This window comes from Paraburkholderia ginsengiterrae (assembly GCF_001645125.1).
GTDB lineage: Bacteria > Pseudomonadota > Gammaproteobacteria > Burkholderiales > Burkholderiaceae > Paraburkholderia > Paraburkholderia ginsengiterrae.
In genome coordinates, this window is the sequence record NZ_LXKA01000371.1 from 123,945 (window position 1) to 143,146 (window position 19,202).

The 19,202-nt window shown below is 62.8% G+C and carries 18 protein-coding genes; 6 read left to right on the forward strand and 12 right to left on the reverse strand.

The window, feature by feature from the left end:
• Positions 1-19: 19 nt before the first annotated feature.
• The 7 genes from tssG to A6V37_RS35195 form a co-directional block, all read right to left on the reverse strand.
• A complete protein-coding gene (gene tssG / locus A6V37_RS35165; protein WP_064286833.1) occupies positions 20-1,114 on the reverse strand; it encodes a type VI secretion system baseplate subunit TssG in 1,095 nt (364 codons plus the stop codon).
• Positions 1,078-2,916 (reverse strand): type VI secretion system baseplate subunit TssF, encoded by a 1,839-nt coding sequence (gene tssF / locus A6V37_RS35170; RefSeq protein ID WP_064271894.1) that lies wholly within the window; start codon positions 2,914-2,916, stop codon positions 1,078-1,080. Before tssF ends, tssG begins: the two co-directional genes overlap by 37 nt.
• A gap of 152 nt (positions 2,917-3,068) precedes the next feature.
• Positions 3,069-3,548 carry a type VI secretion system baseplate subunit TssE gene (gene tssE / locus A6V37_RS35175; protein WP_007176945.1) on the reverse strand — a complete coding sequence of 160 codons (480 nt, stop codon included), beginning with the start codon at positions 3,546-3,548 and terminating at the stop codon, positions 3,069-3,071.
• 83 nt (positions 3,549-3,631) lie between these two features.
• Positions 3,632-4,135: an Hcp family type VI secretion system effector gene (locus A6V37_RS35180; RefSeq protein ID WP_064271893.1), complete on the reverse strand. Its 504-nt coding sequence runs from the start codon at positions 4,133-4,135 to the stop codon at positions 3,632-3,634.
• A gap of 72 nt (positions 4,136-4,207) precedes the next feature.
• The gene (gene tssC / locus A6V37_RS35185; protein ID WP_064271892.1) at positions 4,208-5,698 is read right to left on the reverse strand and encodes a type VI secretion system contractile sheath large subunit; all 1,491 of its coding nucleotides are present in this window, start codon (positions 5,696-5,698) and stop codon (positions 4,208-4,210) included.
• Between the two features lie 14 nt (positions 5,699-5,712).
• Positions 5,713-6,261: a type VI secretion system contractile sheath small subunit gene (gene tssB, locus A6V37_RS35190; RefSeq protein WP_064271891.1), complete on the reverse strand. Its 549-nt coding sequence runs from the start codon at positions 6,259-6,261 to the stop codon at positions 5,713-5,715.
• A gap of 24 nt (positions 6,262-6,285) precedes the next feature.
• Positions 6,286-6,975, reverse strand: coding sequence for a tetratricopeptide repeat protein (locus A6V37_RS35195; protein ID WP_064271890.1), 690 nt, complete (start codon positions 6,973-6,975; stop codon positions 6,286-6,288).
• 364 nt (positions 6,976-7,339) lie between these two features.
• Between A6V37_RS35195 and tssJ the strand changes: the two genes are divergently transcribed.
• The 3 genes from tssJ to icmH all read left to right on the forward strand — a co-directional run bounded on the left by tssJ (position 7,340) and on the right by icmH (position 10,196).
• Positions 7,340-7,966, forward strand: a complete 627-nt coding sequence (gene tssJ, locus A6V37_RS35200) for a type VI secretion system lipoprotein TssJ (RefSeq protein WP_064271889.1) — start codon at positions 7,340-7,342, stop codon at positions 7,964-7,966.
• Between the two features lie 107 nt (positions 7,967-8,073).
• The gene (tssK, locus tag A6V37_RS35205) at positions 8,074-9,420 is read left to right on the forward strand and encodes a type VI secretion system baseplate subunit TssK (protein WP_064271888.1); all 1,347 of its coding nucleotides are present in this window, start codon (positions 8,074-8,076) and stop codon (positions 9,418-9,420) included.
• Positions 9,417-10,196: a type IVB secretion system protein IcmH/DotU gene (gene icmH, locus A6V37_RS35210; RefSeq protein ID WP_064271887.1), complete on the forward strand. Its 780-nt coding sequence runs from the start codon at positions 9,417-9,419 to the stop codon at positions 10,194-10,196. Before tssK ends, icmH begins: the two co-directional genes overlap by 4 nt.
• 77 nt (positions 10,197-10,273) lie before the next feature.
• Here the strand turns inward: icmH and zwf are convergent, their stop codons facing one another.
• From zwf to A6V37_RS35225, 3 genes are all read right to left on the reverse strand, one after another.
• Positions 10,274-11,755, reverse strand: a complete 1,482-nt coding sequence (gene zwf, locus A6V37_RS35215; protein ID WP_064271886.1) for a glucose-6-phosphate dehydrogenase — start codon at positions 11,753-11,755, stop codon at positions 10,274-10,276.
• 327 nt (positions 11,756-12,082) lie between these two features.
• Complete coding sequence (lhpI, locus tag A6V37_RS35220) at positions 12,083-13,018, reverse strand: bifunctional Delta(1)-pyrroline-2-carboxylate/Delta(1)-piperideine-2-carboxylate reductase (RefSeq protein ID WP_064286834.1); 936 nt, start codon at positions 13,016-13,018, stop codon at positions 12,083-12,085.
• A 52-nt stretch (positions 13,019-13,070) separates the two neighbouring features.
• A complete protein-coding gene (locus tag A6V37_RS35225; RefSeq protein WP_064286835.1) occupies positions 13,071-13,721 on the reverse strand; it encodes a C39 family peptidase in 651 nt (216 codons plus the stop codon).
• Between the two features lie 142 nt (positions 13,722-13,863).
• On the opposite strand from A6V37_RS35225, the gene A6V37_RS35230 reads away from it, so the two are divergent.
• From A6V37_RS35230 to A6V37_RS35240, 3 genes are all read left to right on the forward strand, one after another.
• A complete protein-coding gene (locus A6V37_RS35230) occupies positions 13,864-14,118 on the forward strand; it encodes a helix-turn-helix domain-containing protein (RefSeq protein ID WP_064286836.1) in 255 nt (84 codons plus the stop codon).
• 2 nt (positions 14,119-14,120) lie between these two features.
• Positions 14,121-15,461, forward strand: a complete 1,341-nt coding sequence (locus A6V37_RS35235; protein WP_064271882.1) for a type II toxin-antitoxin system HipA family toxin — start codon at positions 14,121-14,123, stop codon at positions 15,459-15,461.
• A gap of 306 nt (positions 15,462-15,767) precedes the next feature.
• Entirely contained in the window at positions 15,768-16,622 is an 855-nt protein-coding gene (locus A6V37_RS35240; protein ID WP_064271881.1) for a helix-turn-helix domain-containing protein, read from the forward strand.
• A 69-nt stretch (positions 16,623-16,691) separates the two neighbouring features.
• Here the strand turns inward: A6V37_RS35240 and A6V37_RS35245 are convergent, their stop codons facing one another.
• Both A6V37_RS35245 and A6V37_RS35250 read right to left on the reverse strand, forming a co-directional pair.
• The gene (locus A6V37_RS35245) at positions 16,692-18,542 is read right to left on the reverse strand and encodes an ATP-binding response regulator (protein WP_064271880.1); all 1,851 of its coding nucleotides are present in this window, start codon (positions 18,540-18,542) and stop codon (positions 16,692-16,694) included.
• Entirely contained in the window at positions 18,512-19,054 is a 543-nt protein-coding gene (locus tag A6V37_RS35250) for a putative pterin-binding protein (protein ID WP_082902912.1), read from the reverse strand. Before A6V37_RS35250 ends, A6V37_RS35245 begins: the two co-directional genes overlap by 31 nt.
• Positions 19,055-19,202: the final 148 nt, after the last annotated feature.

Consider the following 19,202-nt stretch of genomic DNA (forward strand, 5'->3'; position numbering starts at 1 on the left):
CCAGGTTCTATCGTTTTAGTCAGTGAATCACGTGCAATTCATAGCGCGCGTCCGCGCGGTCGCTGTCGGCTTCCTTCGTGCAGAGGAACGCGTCCCAGCCGAGGCGCGCGCCCTGGCTCAACAGGCTCGGCCCGACTGCCTCGCGGCGCAGCACCAGCGACACCTCGTATTCGAGCGTGACGCCGGCCAGCAGGGTCAGCATGCGTTCGAGCGCGATCGCACGGTCGGCGCCGGGCAAAAACGCTTCGTAGTCCGCTTTGTCGAGCGGTCCGATCACGAGCCGGGCGCGCATGTCGCGCTGCCAGACGCGCTCGCCCGCCAGCGCGGTGGCGCCGAGCGTCGCGTTGACGCTGCCGAGCAAGGTCAACTGATCGCGCGGCACGTCGTACCATTTGCCGATGAACTGCTCGACGCGCACCGGCACCTTGAAGTACTCAGACAGCGTGCGCTGCAAATAGGCCGCCGACACCGGCCGATGCCGCGCGGCCAGTGCATACCCGGCAATCGCCTCGTCGAACAACGCACCTTCGCCGTCTTGCAGACTGTTGCGCGTGTCATCATCGGCGACGCCGGCGAGCGCGAGCAGCAACGGCAAATAGCGTTCGTCGCGATCCAGTTCGTAGTGAAACGGCAGGCGGTATTTCTTCCACGCCGCGTAGAACAGCGCCGTCGCGCGGTTCGAGAACACGTCGAAGAATTCACGCGCGGCGCGGTCGCGCTTGATCTGCTCGCGCGCGATAATCTGCTCGGTGTAATGCAGCGGCAACGCGCCCTGCCCGCCAAGCAAACCGAAGAACGCGGGCGTGATATCCACTTTCTCCAGCGTGCCGTCTGCGAGCGCGGCCGTGCGTTGCGCTTTCTCTTTCAGCGGCGCGCCTGCCTCGTCGTAAGACTGCGCGCCGTGGATCTCGCTCGGTGGGAACGACATCGACAGCGAATTGCGAAAGGCAATCCGCTGCGCGACGATCTCGCCGGGACGTCCGGGCTGGGAAGGCGCCTGCTGGGCGAACCACTTCTCGAGAATCCGCACTGCCTGAAAAAATTCAAAGCGATGCGGCTCGTCGAGAAGCTGTTCGACTACGCCAGGATCGATTCGCCGCTGCGCGGTTTGCATCGCAGAATCTCCTCGCCGGTGCGCTTCGACACCACGACCAGTTGCACAAAGCTGTTCAGATGCACGTACAGCCCAAAAAACGTGTCGATCACCCGCACGAACGAGGCGAGACTCGTGCCGACGAAATGTTCTTCGTCGATCGTCAAACGAATCTCGATGCCGCGCACGAACGTGGCGAACGGCTTGCCCGGCAGCCATTGCACGGCGGCACGCTGCTCGATGCCCACCAGACCGTCGATATGCCGCGCCGACACCGCCGTGCGCCGCAAATCGTAGAGCACGAGCATTTCCTTGAGTGCCGACAAACCGCTGTTCGCGAGCGATACGTGATTCAGCGCCAGATGCGAGATCAGCCGCCAATGCGCGGCGCGCCCGCGCTCGAAACGCACGCTCGGTGTGGGCCGGCGCAGCATCGAGATACTGCCGGTGAGCGAGCCGCCCTCCAGAAACAGATCGCCGCCTTCCAGACCCACGGCGAGCCCCGCGGGCAAGTCGCGATTGGTGCAGGTCAGGTCGAGGCTCAGCGTATCGGTTTGCGGCGCGGCCGGTTCGAAGCCGATATCGACAATCGAGATTTCAGTCTCGTAGCCGGGGCTTTTCTGCGCGACCCAGTCATTGCGGCGCGCGAACCAGTAATGTCCCGCACGCGCCGCTTCACCGTGATGCAGCGAATAGAACGGCCGGAACTCGATCACCGATTCCTCGTGCGCCTGCTGTCTGACGAGCTTCACCGAGTCGATCGAATAGACCTCGTATGCAAACGCACGGCGCGCTTCGGCGATCACCGGATAGGAAATCGCCTGATGACTGATGCGGATCGGTTCGCCGTGTTGCTCGAACAGATTCACCACCGGCGTGCAGAACAGCCGGAAATGATGCGCGGACAATGCATCCAGCAGGCGCGCGACATGCGAATCGCTGCGCACTTCCTTGAGCACGACATGCAGCGTCAGACGCTGGCAGCGGCCGCTCGCGCGCGTCATCGCGGCCAGGTCGAAGTCGGCGAAATTGAATTTCTCGGGGAACGCGAAGTATTCGGTCAACAGCCGGTACGCCGGATGCGATTTGGACGGATAGTCGATCAGCGCGTCCTGCTCGTCGAAGCCTGCCTGGACGAGCGGCGACGTGCGCAATTGCGTCCACACACCGCGCCGGTCGGGCTCGACATAGGTCGCCATTGCATTGACGAACAGACAGTCCGCCAACGCGGCGATAAACGACTGCTCGCCGTGCAAATGCGTGCGCAGCGTCCCGACTTTCAGCGCGGCCAGGTCGAGTTGCGGGGCCGTCGATTCAAAGGTGATCGACACGATCGCCGTGGCATTGCCCGGCAAGACCGTGGCGCTCGGCGCCATCGCCACCGACGTATACTTCGCCTCCGAGATGCGGATCGGGGCCAGCGTAACGTCGTAGGCGGTGCGAAAGCGGCATTGCACGCCGCGAATGGGCCGCGACTTGAGTTCGGTGCCGCGTTCGACTCGCACCGGTTCGGTCAGGTGACTGAGCGCCGCGGACGTGCCCAACTGTGCAATCGAGCACGACGGAAACGGCCGCAGATAGTGCGGATACAGCACTTCCAGCAGCGCTTCGGTGAATTCGGGGTAGTCGTCGTCGAGTTTCTTGTTGATGCGCGCGCCAAGCAGCGCGAACGATTCGATCATCCGCTCGACGTGCGGATCCTCGCAGTGCTCGCCGGACATGGCGAGGCGCGCCGCGATTTTCGGGTAGCGCTCGGCGAAGTCGCGCGAATAGCGCCGCAGAAATGACAACTCGCGCTCGTAATACGGCAGCAATTCTTCCATCGATCTTTCCCCGAACCTGAAGCCTTTCCGCCCAATCTATCGCCACCGTTGCGCGTGACGGCAGCAGCAAAGCGGTACTGAAACAACCACAACTCAACGACTCAAACCACTGCGACTCAGGTGCAACCGAGGCGCGACGGGTCAATAAACTTCTACAGCTTCGCGCGTGCGCGCGTCACGGAGTATTGCAGCGTGGAAGGCTGCAGCATCGCGTCGAAACTCACCGGTTCTTCCGCCGGATGCACGACCAGCAGCGCCTGAATCGCAAAGTTCAGCGCGTTGGTCGACTGTTCGTTCAGTTCGAGCGTGACCGCCACTTGCTGCAAGCGCGGCTCATGCCGGGCAATCGCCTGCTGAATCGATTTACAGATGAACGTGCGGTCATAGTGGCTCGCGAGGCTCAAGCCCGCGAAATCGTTCAGACCGTACGTGAGCACAGAGCGCTGACATTCAGGCAGCGCCGCCAGTTCGTGCTCGGTCAGGGCGATGCGGGTGTTCAGGATCGCCTCGACGTCGCGCGCCACGGTGCTCTTCAATTCGTCCAACGACAATTGCCGCATCGCCGGGGAAGCCGGCAGATGCGGTTCGTCGTCGAACAGCTTGTCGAGAAAACTCGGTTCGAAGCGTTTCATCAGTATCCGAAGAAACGGATCGATGCGAGGCGCGCACGGCGCGCACCGGCCCTTTCAGGCGGCGCGCCGCGTGCGCCCGAACATCAGACCGCGTACGTCTTGTCGTTCTTCGTCAGGCTCCACGCGCCTTGCGCGTTGCCGCCCTGGTTGCCGCCGATCTTCTGCTGCGTGTACTTCCACTGCACCGCCGCGTACTTCAGCGAGAACTGTTCGCTCGGCAGGCCTTCGCCTACCACACTCGGCGTCACGCTCGAGATGATCACGTACTTGAGCTTTACTTCCAGGTACTTGATGCGGTTGCCTTCGCCGTCCGAACGCATGAAGTCGATCGTGACTTCGTCGAACGTCGTGCCGCCCGATGCGTGTTGATAGAGCAGCGGACTGACCACGTCGATGTCTTTCGTGAACTGCATGTCAGCGTGTTCGCAGCGCTCGGACGTATGACCGCCTGAGGTCGAAGCCGTTGCTGAACGCGGCTGCGTGATCGCATGGCTCCACGAATCGATTTCGATCCAACCAGCATGATCCTTATCGGCAGACTCGCCCTTGATCGCCGGATTGCCGAATTTTAAATAGATGTCCTTCATAACTCATCGACTCCCCAAAGAGGTGGTTTTAGCAGCTAACCCGGGCGGCCAGCCCGGGTTTTCTGAGTTGCTTTATGAATTAGCCGGTTTCGGCAAGTCAGCGACGAGCCGCAAGGAGATCGACAGTTCGTCCAGCTGAAAGTGCGGGCGCAAGAATGCGACCGAACGATACGCGCCGGGCTTGCCTGGAATCTCCGAGACCTGGATCGATGCCTCCCGCAGAGGAAACTGCGCCTTCTGCTCCTGGGTCGCGTTGTCGTCCAGCAGCACGTACTGCGAAATCCAACGGTTCAGGAATACTTCGACATTCTGTGCCGACGCAAAGCTGCCGATCTTGTCGCGCATCATCGCCTTCAGGTAGTGCGCGACGCGCGATACCGAGAAGATGTACTGCAACTGCGCGGACAACACGGCATTCGCGTTCGCGCTGTCGGTGCTGTATTTCTTGGGCTTCTGCACCGATTGCGCGGCGAAGAACGCGGCGTAGTCGGAGTTCTTGCAATGCACGAGCGGAATGAAACCGAGGTCGCTCAGTTCCTTTTCACGGCGATCGGTAATCGCGATTTCGGTCGGGCATTTCAGCGCGACTTCGCCGTCGTCGGTCTTGAACGTATGGGTGGGCAGATCTTCCACCAGACCGCCGCCTTCCACGCCGCGAATCGCCGCGCACCAGCCGAAGTCGTCGAATGCTGCCGTCAGGCGAGCGGCGAACGCCCACGCCGCGTTACACCACAGGTATTTGCTGTGATCCGTGCCGTCCACGTCTTCGACGAAGTTGAAACCCTCCGCCGTGGCGCCGTCTTTCGGATTGAATGGCAGGCGGCCGAGAAAACGCGGCAGCGTGAGACCGACGTAACGCGAATCTTCAGCGTCGCGGAACGACTTCCACTTCGCGTATTCGACCGTGTCGAACACCTTGCCGAGGTCACGCGGCCGGCCGAGGTCGGCGAACGTCTCGAGCCCGAGCAATTCAGGCGACGCCGACGCGATAAACGGCGCATGCGCGGCCGCCGCGACATGCGACATCTGCTCGATGAAGTACACGTCTTCCGGCTGGCGCGTCACTTCGAAGTCGCCGATGATGGTGCCGAACGGCGCGCCGCCGAAAGTGCCGAACTCTTCTTCGTAGATCTTCTTGAACAGCGCGCTCTGGTCGAATTCGATCGCCGTCTTGAAGTCGCGCACCAGGTCGCGCTTGGGCGCGTGCAGCGCCTTGATCTTGACCGTTGCGCCGGTGTTGCTTTCCTTGCACAGATAGTCGAGGCCACGCCACGTGCTTTCCATGCGCTGGAACTGCGGCGCGTGCATGACCGCGCTCAGTTGCGAGGAGATCAGGCGGTCGAGTTCCGCGACGCGCGCGTCGATGGTGGCCGACAGGTTGTCGGACACCACCACCGTACCGTCGAGCACCTGATTCACGAGTTCGCCGATCAGGTCTTTCGCGCGCGCGTGTTCGGAATCGGACTTCGCCACGCGGCTTTTCTCGACGATTTCGTCGAGCAGCGTGGATTCCGTACCGCCGTGTGCGGTGGCGAGTTGGGCTGCTGCCGTTTGCTGATTCATCTCACACCCCGTGGCTATTCGCCTTGCTTGTCGTGATCCGGCGCGCCGCCGTGCGGCTGCGCCGCGTTGCCCTGGTCTTTCGCCAGCGTTTGCAACTGCTGCGTGTTGTTGAGCACTTCGCTCAGCAGGTCTTCGAGCTTGTCGTTGCCGGCCAGCTTGTTGCGCAGGTCGGCGAGCTTCGAGCGCGCGTCGAGCAGGCGCCGCAACGGTTCGATTTGCGCGACCACTTCATCCGGGTTGAAATCCGCCATCGACTTGAAGCGCAGGTCGACCGCGAATTTGCCGCCGGCTTCGCTCAGGCGGTTTTCCACCTGGAAAGCGGCACGCGGCTCGATCGCCTTCATCACGTCGTCGAAATTATCGCGATCGATATTGACGAACTTGCGATCGCGCAACTTGGGCTGCTCGACTTCGGACTGCCCGGCCAGATCGGCTACCACGCCGACGACGAACGGCAGCTCCTTCACCTCGATCGCATCGCCGCGCTCAACCTCATACGTCAGTTGAACGCGCGGCGGCCGCACTTTTTGCAAACGTTTCTGAATGCTTTCCTTCTTCGCCATCGTCGGCTCCCGGATGCGAATGGATCAGCGCAGCGCGCTGAACGGATCGGACGCGCCGCCGCTCTGCGCGGCCTTGGCCGGTGCTGCAGGCGCTGCCGGTGCAGCCGGAGCGGCAGCGGGCGTGGCGGCAGGAGCGGCAGTGTTGGCAGACGTTGTTTCGGCCGCGTCAGATGCCGGCTTGCCCTTCGCGACGTGACGCACGATGCGCTTCTTCTTCACCACCGGCTTGTCGCTCGGGTCGGGCGGGAACAGCGTGGCTTCGCCCAGCGTGTCGCGCAACTGCTTGGCGAGCGCCTGTGCGTCCGACTTCGCATCGCCCGCGAGCGACGCGTCCTGACGCAGTTCGCCGAGCGATTGCGTGGCGACGCGCAGACCGGCCACAGCCAGCACGCTCTTCGCCTGACGGTCGGTCTGGTCGCGTTGCAGCGCTTCTTGCGCGGCGACGATTGCCTGGCCGTAGTGGCCCTGCGTGAACTGGATTTGCGCGATGCGCGACCACGGCTCTTCGCGGGTCGGATCGGTTTTGGACAATTGCTGATAAAGCGCGATGGCGCGATCCTGATCGCCGCCCTTGGCGACCGTATCGGCATCAGCGAGTTGCTTATTAAAAGCCTCCGGTGTGGTCGCCGTGTTGTTGCCCTGTGTCGCGCAACCGGCCATCACGCCGCATGCCAACACAACCCCAGATAGTTTTACTAACAGACGGTCATTCATCGTTTTTCACCGACGTGCGAATATTTTAATTCAAGGAAAACCGGAGTTTTGCTTTGCTTCAAGTGCGCGGGTATAGTACAGGCCAATTTTCGATAATTCAACTTTCGTGTGAAGAAGCATTGCACAAAAAAAATGCATGCGGATGATTTAAACGAGGCATGCAGAAATTGCTTCCTGTCGCAATAGCGTAAATGCGGCAAGCGGAAAAAATTTCCACTTGCCTGATGCAATCAACCGCGCACCGGTTGTTGCATGCGCCTTGCATAAAGCGGATTTCCGCGGCATGGCATTACTGTAAATTTGCCGGATTGAAATCGTTATTGTGGTGTTTTGACGGGGGACGGCGCCGAGCCGGTCGAAGTATATGAATTCGCGTCTTGTTCGCCATGCGTCGTTATGGATTGCAAACGCCGCCGCGTGCCTGCTGCTGGGAGGCTGCGCGGCCGGCGTGACCGTGCTGGGAGCGGCCGCCAACGCGGCTTTGCAGGCAAGCGGCCTCGGCAAGCCGGACCTGCCGGATGCGCAGAAGCCGCCGCGCAATGTCGGCCTCACGTTATATGCCGCGCAGAATCTGAATGCCGCCAATGACCAGCGTCCATTGGCGCTGGTGGTACGGCTTTATGTCCTGAAAGACCCCACTTCATTCCAGCAGGCGCCATTTGACACATTTACCGATCCCGCCAAAGAGAAAACCACGCTCGGCGGCGATTTGCTCGGCGTGCGCGAGGTGACGCTGATTCCAGGTCAACGCTACGTTGTTACCGAAAAAGTCTCGCGTGAAGCGCAGGCATTCGGTATCGTCGCTCTATTCCGCGATCCGGCAATGCAGCGCTGGAAATTCGCCTTTGACCCGGCAAAGTCGGAGAAATCCGGCATAATGATCGGCCTGCATAACTGTGCAATGACCGTGACCAACGGCACAGTGATACCGCCCGAGCAAGGATTACCGGCTCAGCCGCTGAATATGCTTTCTTCGGTAAGTTGCGGATAAAGATGCGAGTCAAATACGATTTAACATTTTTAGAGAATTAACAATGCGGCGCGTGAATCGGTTATCTCCGGGCGCGTCACACGCTGAACGCATATAACAGGTTTGAGATGAGTTATTCCGCAAAAGTGCTTTGGGGGGAAGGCCTGTTTCTCAGGCCACAGCATTTTCAGCGTCAGGACGCCTATCACGAGGCGCGCCTGTTCGAATCGATCCAGGCGATCCAGCCGTACAACTGGGGGGTGCGCTCGGCTCGTTTCGACCGTGACGCGCTCGGCAGCAACGTGTTGCGCGTGAGCGAACTGTCGCTGGTGTTTCCCGATGGCGCGCTCTACTCCGCGCCGCAAGCCGACGACCTGCCGCCGCCTATTGCGCTGGATACGCTGCCAGACGGCATCAACGAATTCACGTTCTATCTCGCGCTGCATCCGTTGCGCGAGACCGGCGCGAACTACTCGCAAGACAGCAACGCGGGCTTCGTGTCGCGTTACGTCAGCGAGCAGACGCCGGTGGCCGATCATTTCACCGACGCCGCCGAAGCCGACATCACCTTTCTGAAAACGCGCGTCAAACTCATCGCGCATAGCGAGCCGCGCGACCAGTTGCTGTCGGTGCCGCTCGTGCGCGTGCGGCGCACAGCCACCTCCGGTTTTGAAATCGACGACAGCTTCGTGCCGCCCTGCCTCGCCATCGACGCGTCGCCCATCCTGCATCAGCGGTTGCGCCAGCTGATCGACGCGCTGCAGGCCAAGGTCAACGCGCTGTACGGCTTTCACCGCGAGCCGACCAAGAACATCATCGAATTCCGTTCGGGCGACATCGCGTCGTTCTGGCTGCTGCACACCGCGAGCGCGGCGTTCGCGTCGCTTGCGCATCTGTACCAGCATTCGGCGCTGCATCCCGAGCGTCTGTTCCAGGAACTGCTGCGCCTTGCCGGCCAGTTGATGACGTTTTCGAAGGGCTATGCGCTGTCGGATTTGCCGGCTTACCGCCATGACGATCCTGGCCCCGGCTTTGCGCGTCTCGACACGATCCTGCGCGATCTGCTCGAAACCGTGATCTCCACCCGCTACCTCGCAATCGCACTCGAAGAGGTGCGTCCGTCGTTCCATGCGGGCCGTCTCGACTCGGGCAAGATCGACGACAAGACCATGTTCTACATCGCGGTGTCGGCGGACATGCCGACCGCCGAACTGGTCGAAGCGGTGCCCGCGCGCTTCAAGGTCGGCGCGCCCGACGACGTCGACAAGCTGGTGCTCTCGGCCATGCCGGGCGTGCGGCTCGTCTATACGCCCCAAGTGCCGCCCGCCATTCCGGTGCGCCCCGGTGCATGCTACTTCTCGTTCGAATCGCGTGGCGCGCTGTATGACCGTATGTTGCAGGCCCAGTCGGCAATGATCTACGCGCCGTCGGGCATCAACGACCTTCAACTCGAACTGATTGCCGTCACATCATGAGCTACGCGCCTTCCCTGTTTGGCGGCAGCACGCCTGCCGCGACGCCCGCACCGGTCGCCGAGCCGACTTATCAGGTCCGCTCGCTGCTCGATCTGCTGTATGACGGCTTTTTCATGCTGTTCCTGTTGAAGAACGGCCGCGAGCCTGGCGAAGCGCAGGAATTCAGCCAGCGCATCCAGCAGTTCCTCGGCGATTTCGAGCGCGGCGCGAAAAAGCTCAACGCGTCGGCGGAAGACGTCTACGCGTCGAAGTTTGCGTTCTGCGCGGCGATCGACGAATCGGTGCTGTCGTCCACCTTCAGGATCCGCACCGAGTGGGAGCGCCGGCCGCTGCAACTGGTGCTGTTCGGCGAGCAGCTGGCGGGCGAGAAATTCTTCCAGTATCTCGAGGAATGTCGCGCGCAGGGCGCGGCGCGTCTGCAGTCGCTCGAAGTGTTTCACATGTGCCTGCTGCTCGGTTTCCAGGGCAAGTATCTGCTCGAAGGACCCGAGAAGCTCGCGTATCTGACCGCGCGCATCGGCGACGAAATCGCTCACATGAAAGGCAAGCGCGCACCGTTCGCGCCGCAATGGCCGCTGCCCGACCAGGTCGCGCACCGCCTCAAGCGCGAGGTGCCGTTGTGGTCGATCGGCGCGGTGTTCGCGCTGGTTGGACTGCTGGCCTATCTCGGCCTGAATACGTATCTGCGCGATCAAACGTTGCGCTCGCTCGCGCCGTATTCGCAGGTGGTCAAGCTCGGCCCGCAATCGGCCACGCTGACGATCTCGTTGCCGTAGTAGCTAAGCGCCGATCAATCGACAAGAAAACGGCCCGATAAAAATCGGGCCGTTTTTTCATGGCGCAACAGAAGCGCTTATTGCGACTCTTCGGCCCACACGGCATTTTCCCGTGTCATCAGCGCCGTCGACGCCGCCGGCCCAAACGTGCCCGCCGTATAGGCGCGCGGCTTGTCGCCCGACTTGCTCCAGCCTTCCAGAATCGGTTCGGCCCACGCCCATGCCGCTTCCAGTTCGTCGCGGCGCATGAAGTGAGTGAGGCGCCCGCGAATCACGTCGATCAGCAAACGCTCGTACGCCTCCGCGCGACGCTCCGTGAACGCCTGCTGCAAATCCAGATTGAGATTCACCGGCAGCATGTGCATGCCGCTGCCCGGCTCTTTCGCCAGCATCTGCAACTGGATCGACTCTTCCGGCTGCAGCTGGATCACAAGGCGGTTGCCGTAGTTGTGCCCGCCGCTGGGAATGATCGAGAACGGCAACTCGGAGAATTCGATCACGATCTCCGAGATCTTCTTCTGCATCCGCTTGCCGGTGCGCAGGAAGAACGGCACGTTGGCCCAGCGCCAGTTGTTGATACGCGCGCGCAACGCCACGAACGTCTCGGCACGGCTCCCCGCCGGCACGTTGTCTTCCTCGAGATAGCCCTTGACTGTCTCGCCGTCCACCGCGCCCGCGGTGTATTGTCCGCGCACGGTATCGCGGGCGATGTCCTCGGGCGTCATGGGACGCAGCGAGCGCAGCACCTTGAGCTTTTCGTCGCGCACCGCGTCCGGGTCGAGCGACACGGGCGGCTCCATCGCGACGATGCACAGCAGCTGCAGCAGGTGGTTCTGCACCATGTCGCGCAGCGCGCCGGTCTTGTCGTAGAAGCCCGCGCGGCTGCCTACGCCGACCGTCTCCGCCACCGTGATCTGCACGCTCTTGATATATGGCGCCTGCCACAGCGGCCCGAAAATCGGATTGCCGAAGCGCAGCACCATCAGGTTCTGCACGGTTTCCTTGCCGAGGTAGTGGTCGATCCGGTAGATCTGCGCTTCGCTGAAATGCTTGCCGACCGCGACGTTGATCTCCTGCGCAGACGCCAGATCGTGACCCAGCGGCTTTTCGAGCACGACGCGCGAATTGGCGTCCACGAGGCCTGCCGCGGTGAGGTTGTCGCAGATATGCGTGAACAGATCCGGCGACGTCGCGAGATAGAACACGCGGCGCACGCCCTCGCGCGATGCTTCCTTCAGGCGCAGGTAATCCTCGGCCGAGTCGACGTCCATGCGCACGTACTCGAAGATCGCCAGAAATTTGTCCCAGGCGGCGGCGTCGAACGCTTTTTTCTCAATGAAGGGCTTCGCCTTCGACTCCATGAACTCGCTGATGTACTGCTCGCGCGACCAAGGTTTGCGGCCAATCGTGATGATGCGGGTTTCAGGCGGCAGATTGCAGTGCAGATGCGCCATATAGAGCGCGGGCAGCAGCTTGCGAAACGACAGGTCGCCAGTGCCGCCGAAGATGATCATGTCAAGCGGGAGGTCGGGAGTGGCTGTTGCGTGTTGTGTCGTCATAGCGCGGTCGCGGCGTCGTGATGGATAAGGTATCGGTCAAGCGGCAGAAAAAACATCGGTCTTGCGCGGCGTCAGCCAACCGGCACTTTATTCTGGCAAACACCTATGGTGCAACGTTTTGAGATTGTTTGCACGGCAACCTGCGCCGCAGGTTGGCGCAATATGCCAACCCGGCGCGGTAAGGGCCTGTTTTCAAGGCATTTTTTTGTGCTGAGTTATTGCGCTGAACGTGCCGTCTTCGCTCAGTCACCCGCGCGTGCCGCATTCGCGGGCGGCTCCTGAGAGGCTCATGCGCGAGCATGTCGCGCGCAGTCCTTCACCAGGCCTTCAACCGCCTGACAAAACCTCGCGCGCGACACGGCATGCGGCGAGATCCCACGCCGCGCAGCCGACACTCTTGAAGACGACCGGCTGATTCGACGGCAACCGTGAGGCGTCGCTGAGCACGCTGGCGATGCCTCCCACTCGAGCCCAGTCCACGCCGGCTTGAATGAAGTCGCCGGCCTCGTGTTTCGCGCCGGCCAGGTCGTCGACGAACAGCGCGCTGGCGCCGATCGTGCACGCGCCGATTTCCACCATGGCCGGCGTGAACGCGCCGACGCCGATTACGAGGCGCGCCGGGCGCGCGGTTTCGTCGTAGACGGCCTGCTTGCTGGTGGTCAGCGCGATCACGACGTCGATGGAAGCGGGGATATCCGCGTCCGGCTGCGCCAGTGGCAGCAGATCGCGCGCCGTGCCGCGATGCGCGGCGCAAAACGCCTCGGCGCGCGCGGGCGCACTGCCCTTCACCCACACCCGCGCATGGGGAAACAGTTCGCCGATCGCCTCCAGATGGTTCGCCGCCTTCGTGCCGGTGCCGATCAGCAGAAATTCGCGCGGCGTTTCAGCGGCGAAAGTCTCGACCCCGAGCATCGAGATCGCCGCCGTCCGGCGGCCCGTCACGGTCGGACCGTCGAGGATGAAGAGCATCTCGCCAGTATCGGCGTCGCAGGCCATCACCTGGCCGTGGATGGTCGGCAGGCCGCGCGCGCCATTGCTCGCGCACACGTTGACCAGCTTGTGGATCGCGAGATCGGGCGCGGTGGCCGGCATCGACAGCATGAGGCCGCCCTGGTTGAGCGGCACGACGAGCCGCTCGGGACTCGCAATGCGCTGCTCCGCGTAATCGATGCTCGCGCGCTTCAGCGCGCCGACGAGCGCGGCGTACGGGATCAGCCGCGCGGTCGCGGCGGCGTCGAAAATCTGCGTGGTTGTGTGAGTCATGAGCTGGTTGTTCCAGACACTGGAAAAATCCAGGGGGTGGGAACACAAGATTTTACGACGCCCGGCGCGCCGCGCGAGCGACACGCGTGAGCGTCATGCCTCGCCCCGCATAGAAACGCGCCATCGTGTCGAACGGCAGATACACATCGGCCTGGTGCGGCGCGATGCCCGAAGGATTGTGAAACCACACGCCGTCGCGATCGCGCCCATGGAGCAGGATCAGATGGCCGCCCTGGTGCCGATTGTCCCGTTCGGGATAGCGGATCTCCGGGCTCACCGAGACAATGGCCAGCGTTTCGGGGGCGAGACGCGCGGCGATCGCTTCCAGCGGTATCTGCGGCAGCACGTCCACCTGAAGGCCGAAAGCACGCTCCGCCCAGGCGGCGAACGGGTGGTAGATCAAACCGTCGACGCCGCCATCGTCGCGCATGCGGTATACGCCGTGGCGCAAGGCTTCGTCGAGCAGCACGGCGCGCGGCGCGTGCCCGATGCGCCAGTAGTCGAGCGCGGATTCGAGGCACGTCAGGCCGCACAGGCGTTTGGCCCAGAAACGGTACCGCTCGGGATCGGCAAAGCCGCTGCGTTGCCAGTCAGGGTCGTCGCACGGATCGCCGTGCTGCTCGACGATCTGGCGCACCCAGTCGGGGCTGCCCCATTGCGTGTAGTACGGCACGCCGGCGTGGCGCAAGGTCGGTTCGTTCATCAATCGCACAAGGAGTCAGTGAAGGCAGATATTGGCATTTTATTCGTCCAGCAGATATTGGTGAAATATTCGCCACACGAATATTTGACAAATATTCGTGTGGCGAATAAAGTGCATTTATTCGTGTCGCGGATAATTTGCCATGCTCAACCTTATCGCCACCTCGGATCAGGTCGCCCAACTGCTTGCCGCCAGCCGGCGGCAAGCAGGTCTCACGCAAAGCGAGGCCGCGGCGCGGATCGGCGTCAGCCAGAGCCGCATTTCGGCACTCGAAACCGACGCCGCCGCCCTCACCCTCGAGCAATTGCTGGCACTGTGCGGAGTCTACGGCCTGCAACTGCAATTGCGCGACCGGAGCCAGCCCTTGCCCGGTCCGGCGCCTGTGGCCGAGTGGTGAGCATGAGCCGGCAAACACGCTCACGCGCATTGTCGGTGTGGGCCAATGGCGAGCGCGTCGGCATCTGGCGCCTGCCCACGCGCGGCCCCATGGAGTTCACCTACGACCTCCCCTGGATCGCGTCGCCCGCGGGACGGCCGCTGTCGCTGTCGCTGCCGTTCACACCAGGCAACTTCGCGCACAAAGGACCGCGGGTCCTCAACTATTTCGACAATCTGCTGCCCGACAGCGAGGCAATCAGAAAGCGCATCGCTCAACGCTACCAGACCGACACGCTCGACGCATTCGATCTGCTGCAAGCCATCGGCCGCGACTGCGTGGGCGCGGTCCAGCTGCTCGCCGAAGACGACAGACCGCAAGGCGTCGAACGGATCGAGGGCACGCCGCTCACGGACAGCGAGATCGAGTCCATGCTGGCGCGCACGGTCAGCGGCCCGGCGCTCGGCGCACCGGACGAGGCCGACGACTTCCGCATCTCGCTCGCAGGCGCGCAGGAGAAAACCGCGCTGCTCTGGCACGAGGGCAAGTGGCAGCGGCCGCACGGCGCTACGCCCACCACGCACATCTTCAAGCTGCCGCTTGGCCTCGTCGGCAACAGGCTCGCCGACCTCAGCACCTCGGTCGAAAACGAGTGGCTGTGCCTGCGAATTCTGCAGGCCTACGGCCTGCCGGTCGCGAACGCGGAAATCATGACGTTCGGCAAGCAGCGCGTGTTGAGCGTGGAGCGCTTCGACCGGCATCTGCATTCGAGCGGCCAATGGCTGCTGCGCCTGCCACAGGAAGACTTTTGCCAGGTGTACGGCGTGCCGTCGCATCGCAAGTATGAAAACGAAGGCGGTCCGGGCGTGCTCGACCTCGCGCGGATTCTCCAGCAGTCGGTCGCGGCACAGCACGACATCGAAACGCTGCTGGCGAGCCAGATCCTGTTCTGGATGCTGGCCGCGCCGGACGGCCACGCCAAGAACTTCAGCATTCGCCTGCTGGCCGGCGGCCACTATCGCCTGACGCCGCTTTACGACGTGATGTCGATATGGCCGGTGGAAGGCAGCGGCCCGAACCAGTGGTCGTGGTACAAGGCGCGGCTCGCCATGGGGATGTGGTCGCGCAGCAAACACGACGCGTTCCGCGACGTGCAGCGGCGCCACTTCAACACGATGGCGCTAAAGTGCTCATATGGCGCTGACGCCGAGCCGCTGATCCAGCGTCTGATCGAGCAGACACCCGACGTGATCGAGCGGGTCTCGGCGGAGTTGCCGGCGCGCTTTCCAGGCAAAGTCGCGGAGCGGATCTTCAAAGGCCTGACAAGCTCAGCGGCGAAACTCGACAAGATGACGGCCACGTAAACAGGTCAGCCGGATCGGGCCGCCTGAATTATTTCTTTGCATATTTCTCTGCCTATCCGGCACAGTTTCATCGGTAAAATAGACTCATGCTTGATGCATAAAAAATTCGCCGAAGCGGTCCGTTCCGGCTCCTGCGCTGACGGACTCACCGGCGGTCAAACAAAACGACAGGTCGCGGTACTTTTTACGGTACATTTGCAGTCCCCTGCGCCGCCGTGTCAATGCGCATTGAATGTGCATGGCAGCGCTGCGCCTGTCGTATCGCACTTCCCTAGCACTCTTTAAGACGGCGGATTCTCACGCAGCATGGCCAACGAAACAAACTCACCTGACTCCATCGCGGTTGCCGAGCGTGTGCGCGAGTTAATGAGCCGGCACGGAATCGGCAAGCGCCAGCAAACCACTGAACTGTGCCGCATCCTCGATTTGAGCTTTTCGCAGGGACACCGCAAGTTGCGCGGCAACAGCCCCTGGACCCTGTCGCAGCTCAAGAAAGTCGCCGAAGTATTTGGCGAACCGGCCGCCCAGCTGTTCGGCGCGCAATCGCTCGATCCGGGCATGGTCGGCGCGATCGCCCAGGAGGCGATATTCAGCATCGGCGCGATCGAACTGGCGTGCACCGCCTGGGTCGGCGCCGCGCTCGAGGCGGGCAGCCGACCGGAATTCGTCGCGTACTGCAAGCTCGGCCAATGGCGCGTGGCGCGTCACGACGGCACGCTTTATCAAAGCGCGTACGAGGTCCACAAGATCGAGATCTATCCGCGCCGCGCCGAAACCGACAAGCCGACCATTGCCGTGGTCGACGACGACCAGGCAAGCGCCGACAACCTGCGCGACTATCTGGAGCGCAGCGGCTTCACGGCGGTTGCGATCTACGGACTCACGGCCTTCACCGAACAGCTGCAAACCCAGGTGTTCGACGGCATCGTGATCGACTGGCTGTTCGGCTCGCAGACCTCGGCGGCCGCGATTCGCGCAGTGCGCGCGTCGGAAAATCCGGACGCGCCGATCTTCGTGCTGACCGGTGAACTGTTGACCGGCAAGGCCAGCGAATCGGAGATCAGCCAGGTGATCCGCAACTACGACGTCGCGTGCTACGAAAAGCCCGCGCGCATGGCGATCCTGGTCGCCGATCTGTCCAAGCGGCTCAACCGGCCCTGACCGCGCCGGCACACGACACACGGCTCGAGGCGCCCGCCGTTGCCTTTGCCGCACTCCGCAGGCGCCGCGTCACCGCATCGGCCGTAAAGCCAACGCGCGCTGCAATGCACGGCGCAGATCCTCGTAATGTACCGGCTTTAATAACGCTTCGAAATACGGCCCCGAGCCAGCCTCCCTGGCTTCATCCTCCCCGCTCTCCCCCGCTTCCGGCGCGTACGCGCTAACCACGATCACCGGCACGCCTGAAGACGGTCCACCGCGCTTGGCGAAATCCGCGAGAAACGCGTAGCCGTCGCGCCCCGGCATATGCAGATCGAGCAGCACCACGTCGCAGCGGCGCGTGTCGAGCCAGGCGAGCGCATCGTCGGCATTGCCGACCGCGTGCGAATCGAAACTCATGTGCGCGACCATTTCGCTGAGCGACTCGCGGATCAAGCGGTTGTCGTCGACGATCAGCACGCACGGCCGCGCGCCGCCAGGCTCCGCGCGTGCCGCCACGTGCGGCGCGGCTGCCGCCACGGGCGTGACCGGAATCGTCACCGTGAAGGTCGTGCCCTCGCCGACCTTGCTCGCCACATCGACCGTGCCGCCGAACAGCTTGACCAGTCCCTGCACGATTGTCAGCCCCATCCCCGCGCCCTCGAAGCGGCGCGTGCGCGACGCGTCCAGTTGCGTGAACTCCTGGAAGATGAGCGGAATCTGCGCGCGCGGCACGCCCGGCCCCGTATCGCTGACGACGAAGATCAGCACCGCCGGCCGCTGCCGCAATTGCACGCGCACCGTACCGGTCTCCGTGTAGCGGATGGCGTTGGTGACAAGGTTATTGACGATCTGGCGGATGCGATGCGGATCGGAATCCACCAGGCCGCTCGGGCCGCTCACCTCGCTTTCGAGAAGCAAACCGCGCGCGGCGGCGGATAACGCATGTTCGTCGACGATCGACGCCAGCAGTTCGCGCGGATCGAATTTCTCGTGGCGCAGCTCGAGCTTGCCGGCGCCAAGACGCGCGTAGTCGGTCAGATCCTTCATCTGCGCTTCGAGATGCCGCGCGGCGGTTTCAAGCCGCTGGATCACCTTGCGGTCCGCCTCGGAGTGATAGTTGAAACCCAGCAACTCGACCGACGACACGATCGCATGCAACGGCGTGCGCAACTCGTGGCTGATCATGCCGAGAAACGCGTCCTTGGCATGACTGGCCTCGCGCGCGGCGCGGCTCGCCTGGTGCTCGGCCTCGAGCGCCGCGTGCTGCTGATGCATCAGGCGCGTGCGGCGCCGGCCGTTCAACACCAGCAGCGACGTCGCCGCCGCCGACAGCAACAGCAGCAACAGTCCGCCCGCGAACAGCATGCGGCGCTTGTCGATGAAATCGCGAGTCATCGCTTCGCGGTCGGCGACATCGGCAAAGCGGCGGCTCAGCGCCAGATCGTTGACCTCGTTCCAGTGCTGGCGCAGTTGCGCGACGATCTCGTTAGCACCGCGGCGGTCCTTCGGCAACGCGTCGACTTCAGGCTGGATGCCGCCGAGCAGTTGATCGAGGGTGTGGATTTCGTCCAGCTGCCTTTGCAGCAGCGAGAGTTGCGTGGTCAGGCGGCGCGTCGAGCCCTCCATCACGTGCAGCTTCGACTGCAGCAACTGGTAGCGCAGCATCAGCCGCGGGTAATCGTCATCGACGCCGGACTGATACAGCAGTAACTGATTCTCGAAACGCGCGTAGGCGATTTGCAGTTGGGCGGCGTCCCAGTAGAAGCCGTCATATGAACCGGTCAACTGCTCGGTGGCGCGCGGGTTGAGCAGGTTCGCGTACAGCAGATAGCCGATCGCGCCCGCCGGCGCGGCAAGCGCGGTTAGCCAGATCAGCACGTAGAGAACACGGCGCCACGGACGGCGCACTATTTGACGATGAGTGCCTTGATCTGCCATACGAATTTCGAATCGCCCGAGGGGCCCTTGAGTTCATCCGGGAACGCATCGCGCGGATACATGAGGAAAAGCGGCCCGAAGTCGCTGATCTTCAGGCGCCGGCCGTTCATGCTGTAGGCCACCACCACGCCATAGCGATCGCAGTCGGACACCGGAATGGTATAGGTATAGTCGTCGAGCGTATGGATCTCGACCTGGCTGCCAAACGCGCCGACCGTCTTCAGAATATCCGCCAGCAGCGGCCCTGTGAAGGTCGAGCGCGGCGTCCACGTGGTGGCGGTCGTGATCGAGTGGACCGGCAGCGCAAGCAGCTGGGCCTCGGTGAAGTGATACGTTGCACTCGGCGCGTCGGTGGTCTTGCTGATCTTGCCCGTCACATCGAGCGTTAAAGGCGGCACATCCGACTGGGCCTGCGCGCTCCACGCGGCCAGCGCGACAATCAGGCCCGCGGCCCAGCGCGCGCCCCTGACTGCGCGTGTTCCATCCTTCACCCTTACGCTCGACATGGTCATCTGTTTTCTTATTTCCGTTATCTGCGGCGGCCCGCGCCACCCCGGCGCGCGATCTTCGAACCGCATGCATAATATCGTCAAAATTCCTTGTCTCAAAAACGGGGCCCCTGCTGACACCCGAACGCAGCACAGCGCTCCCGCACCGAAG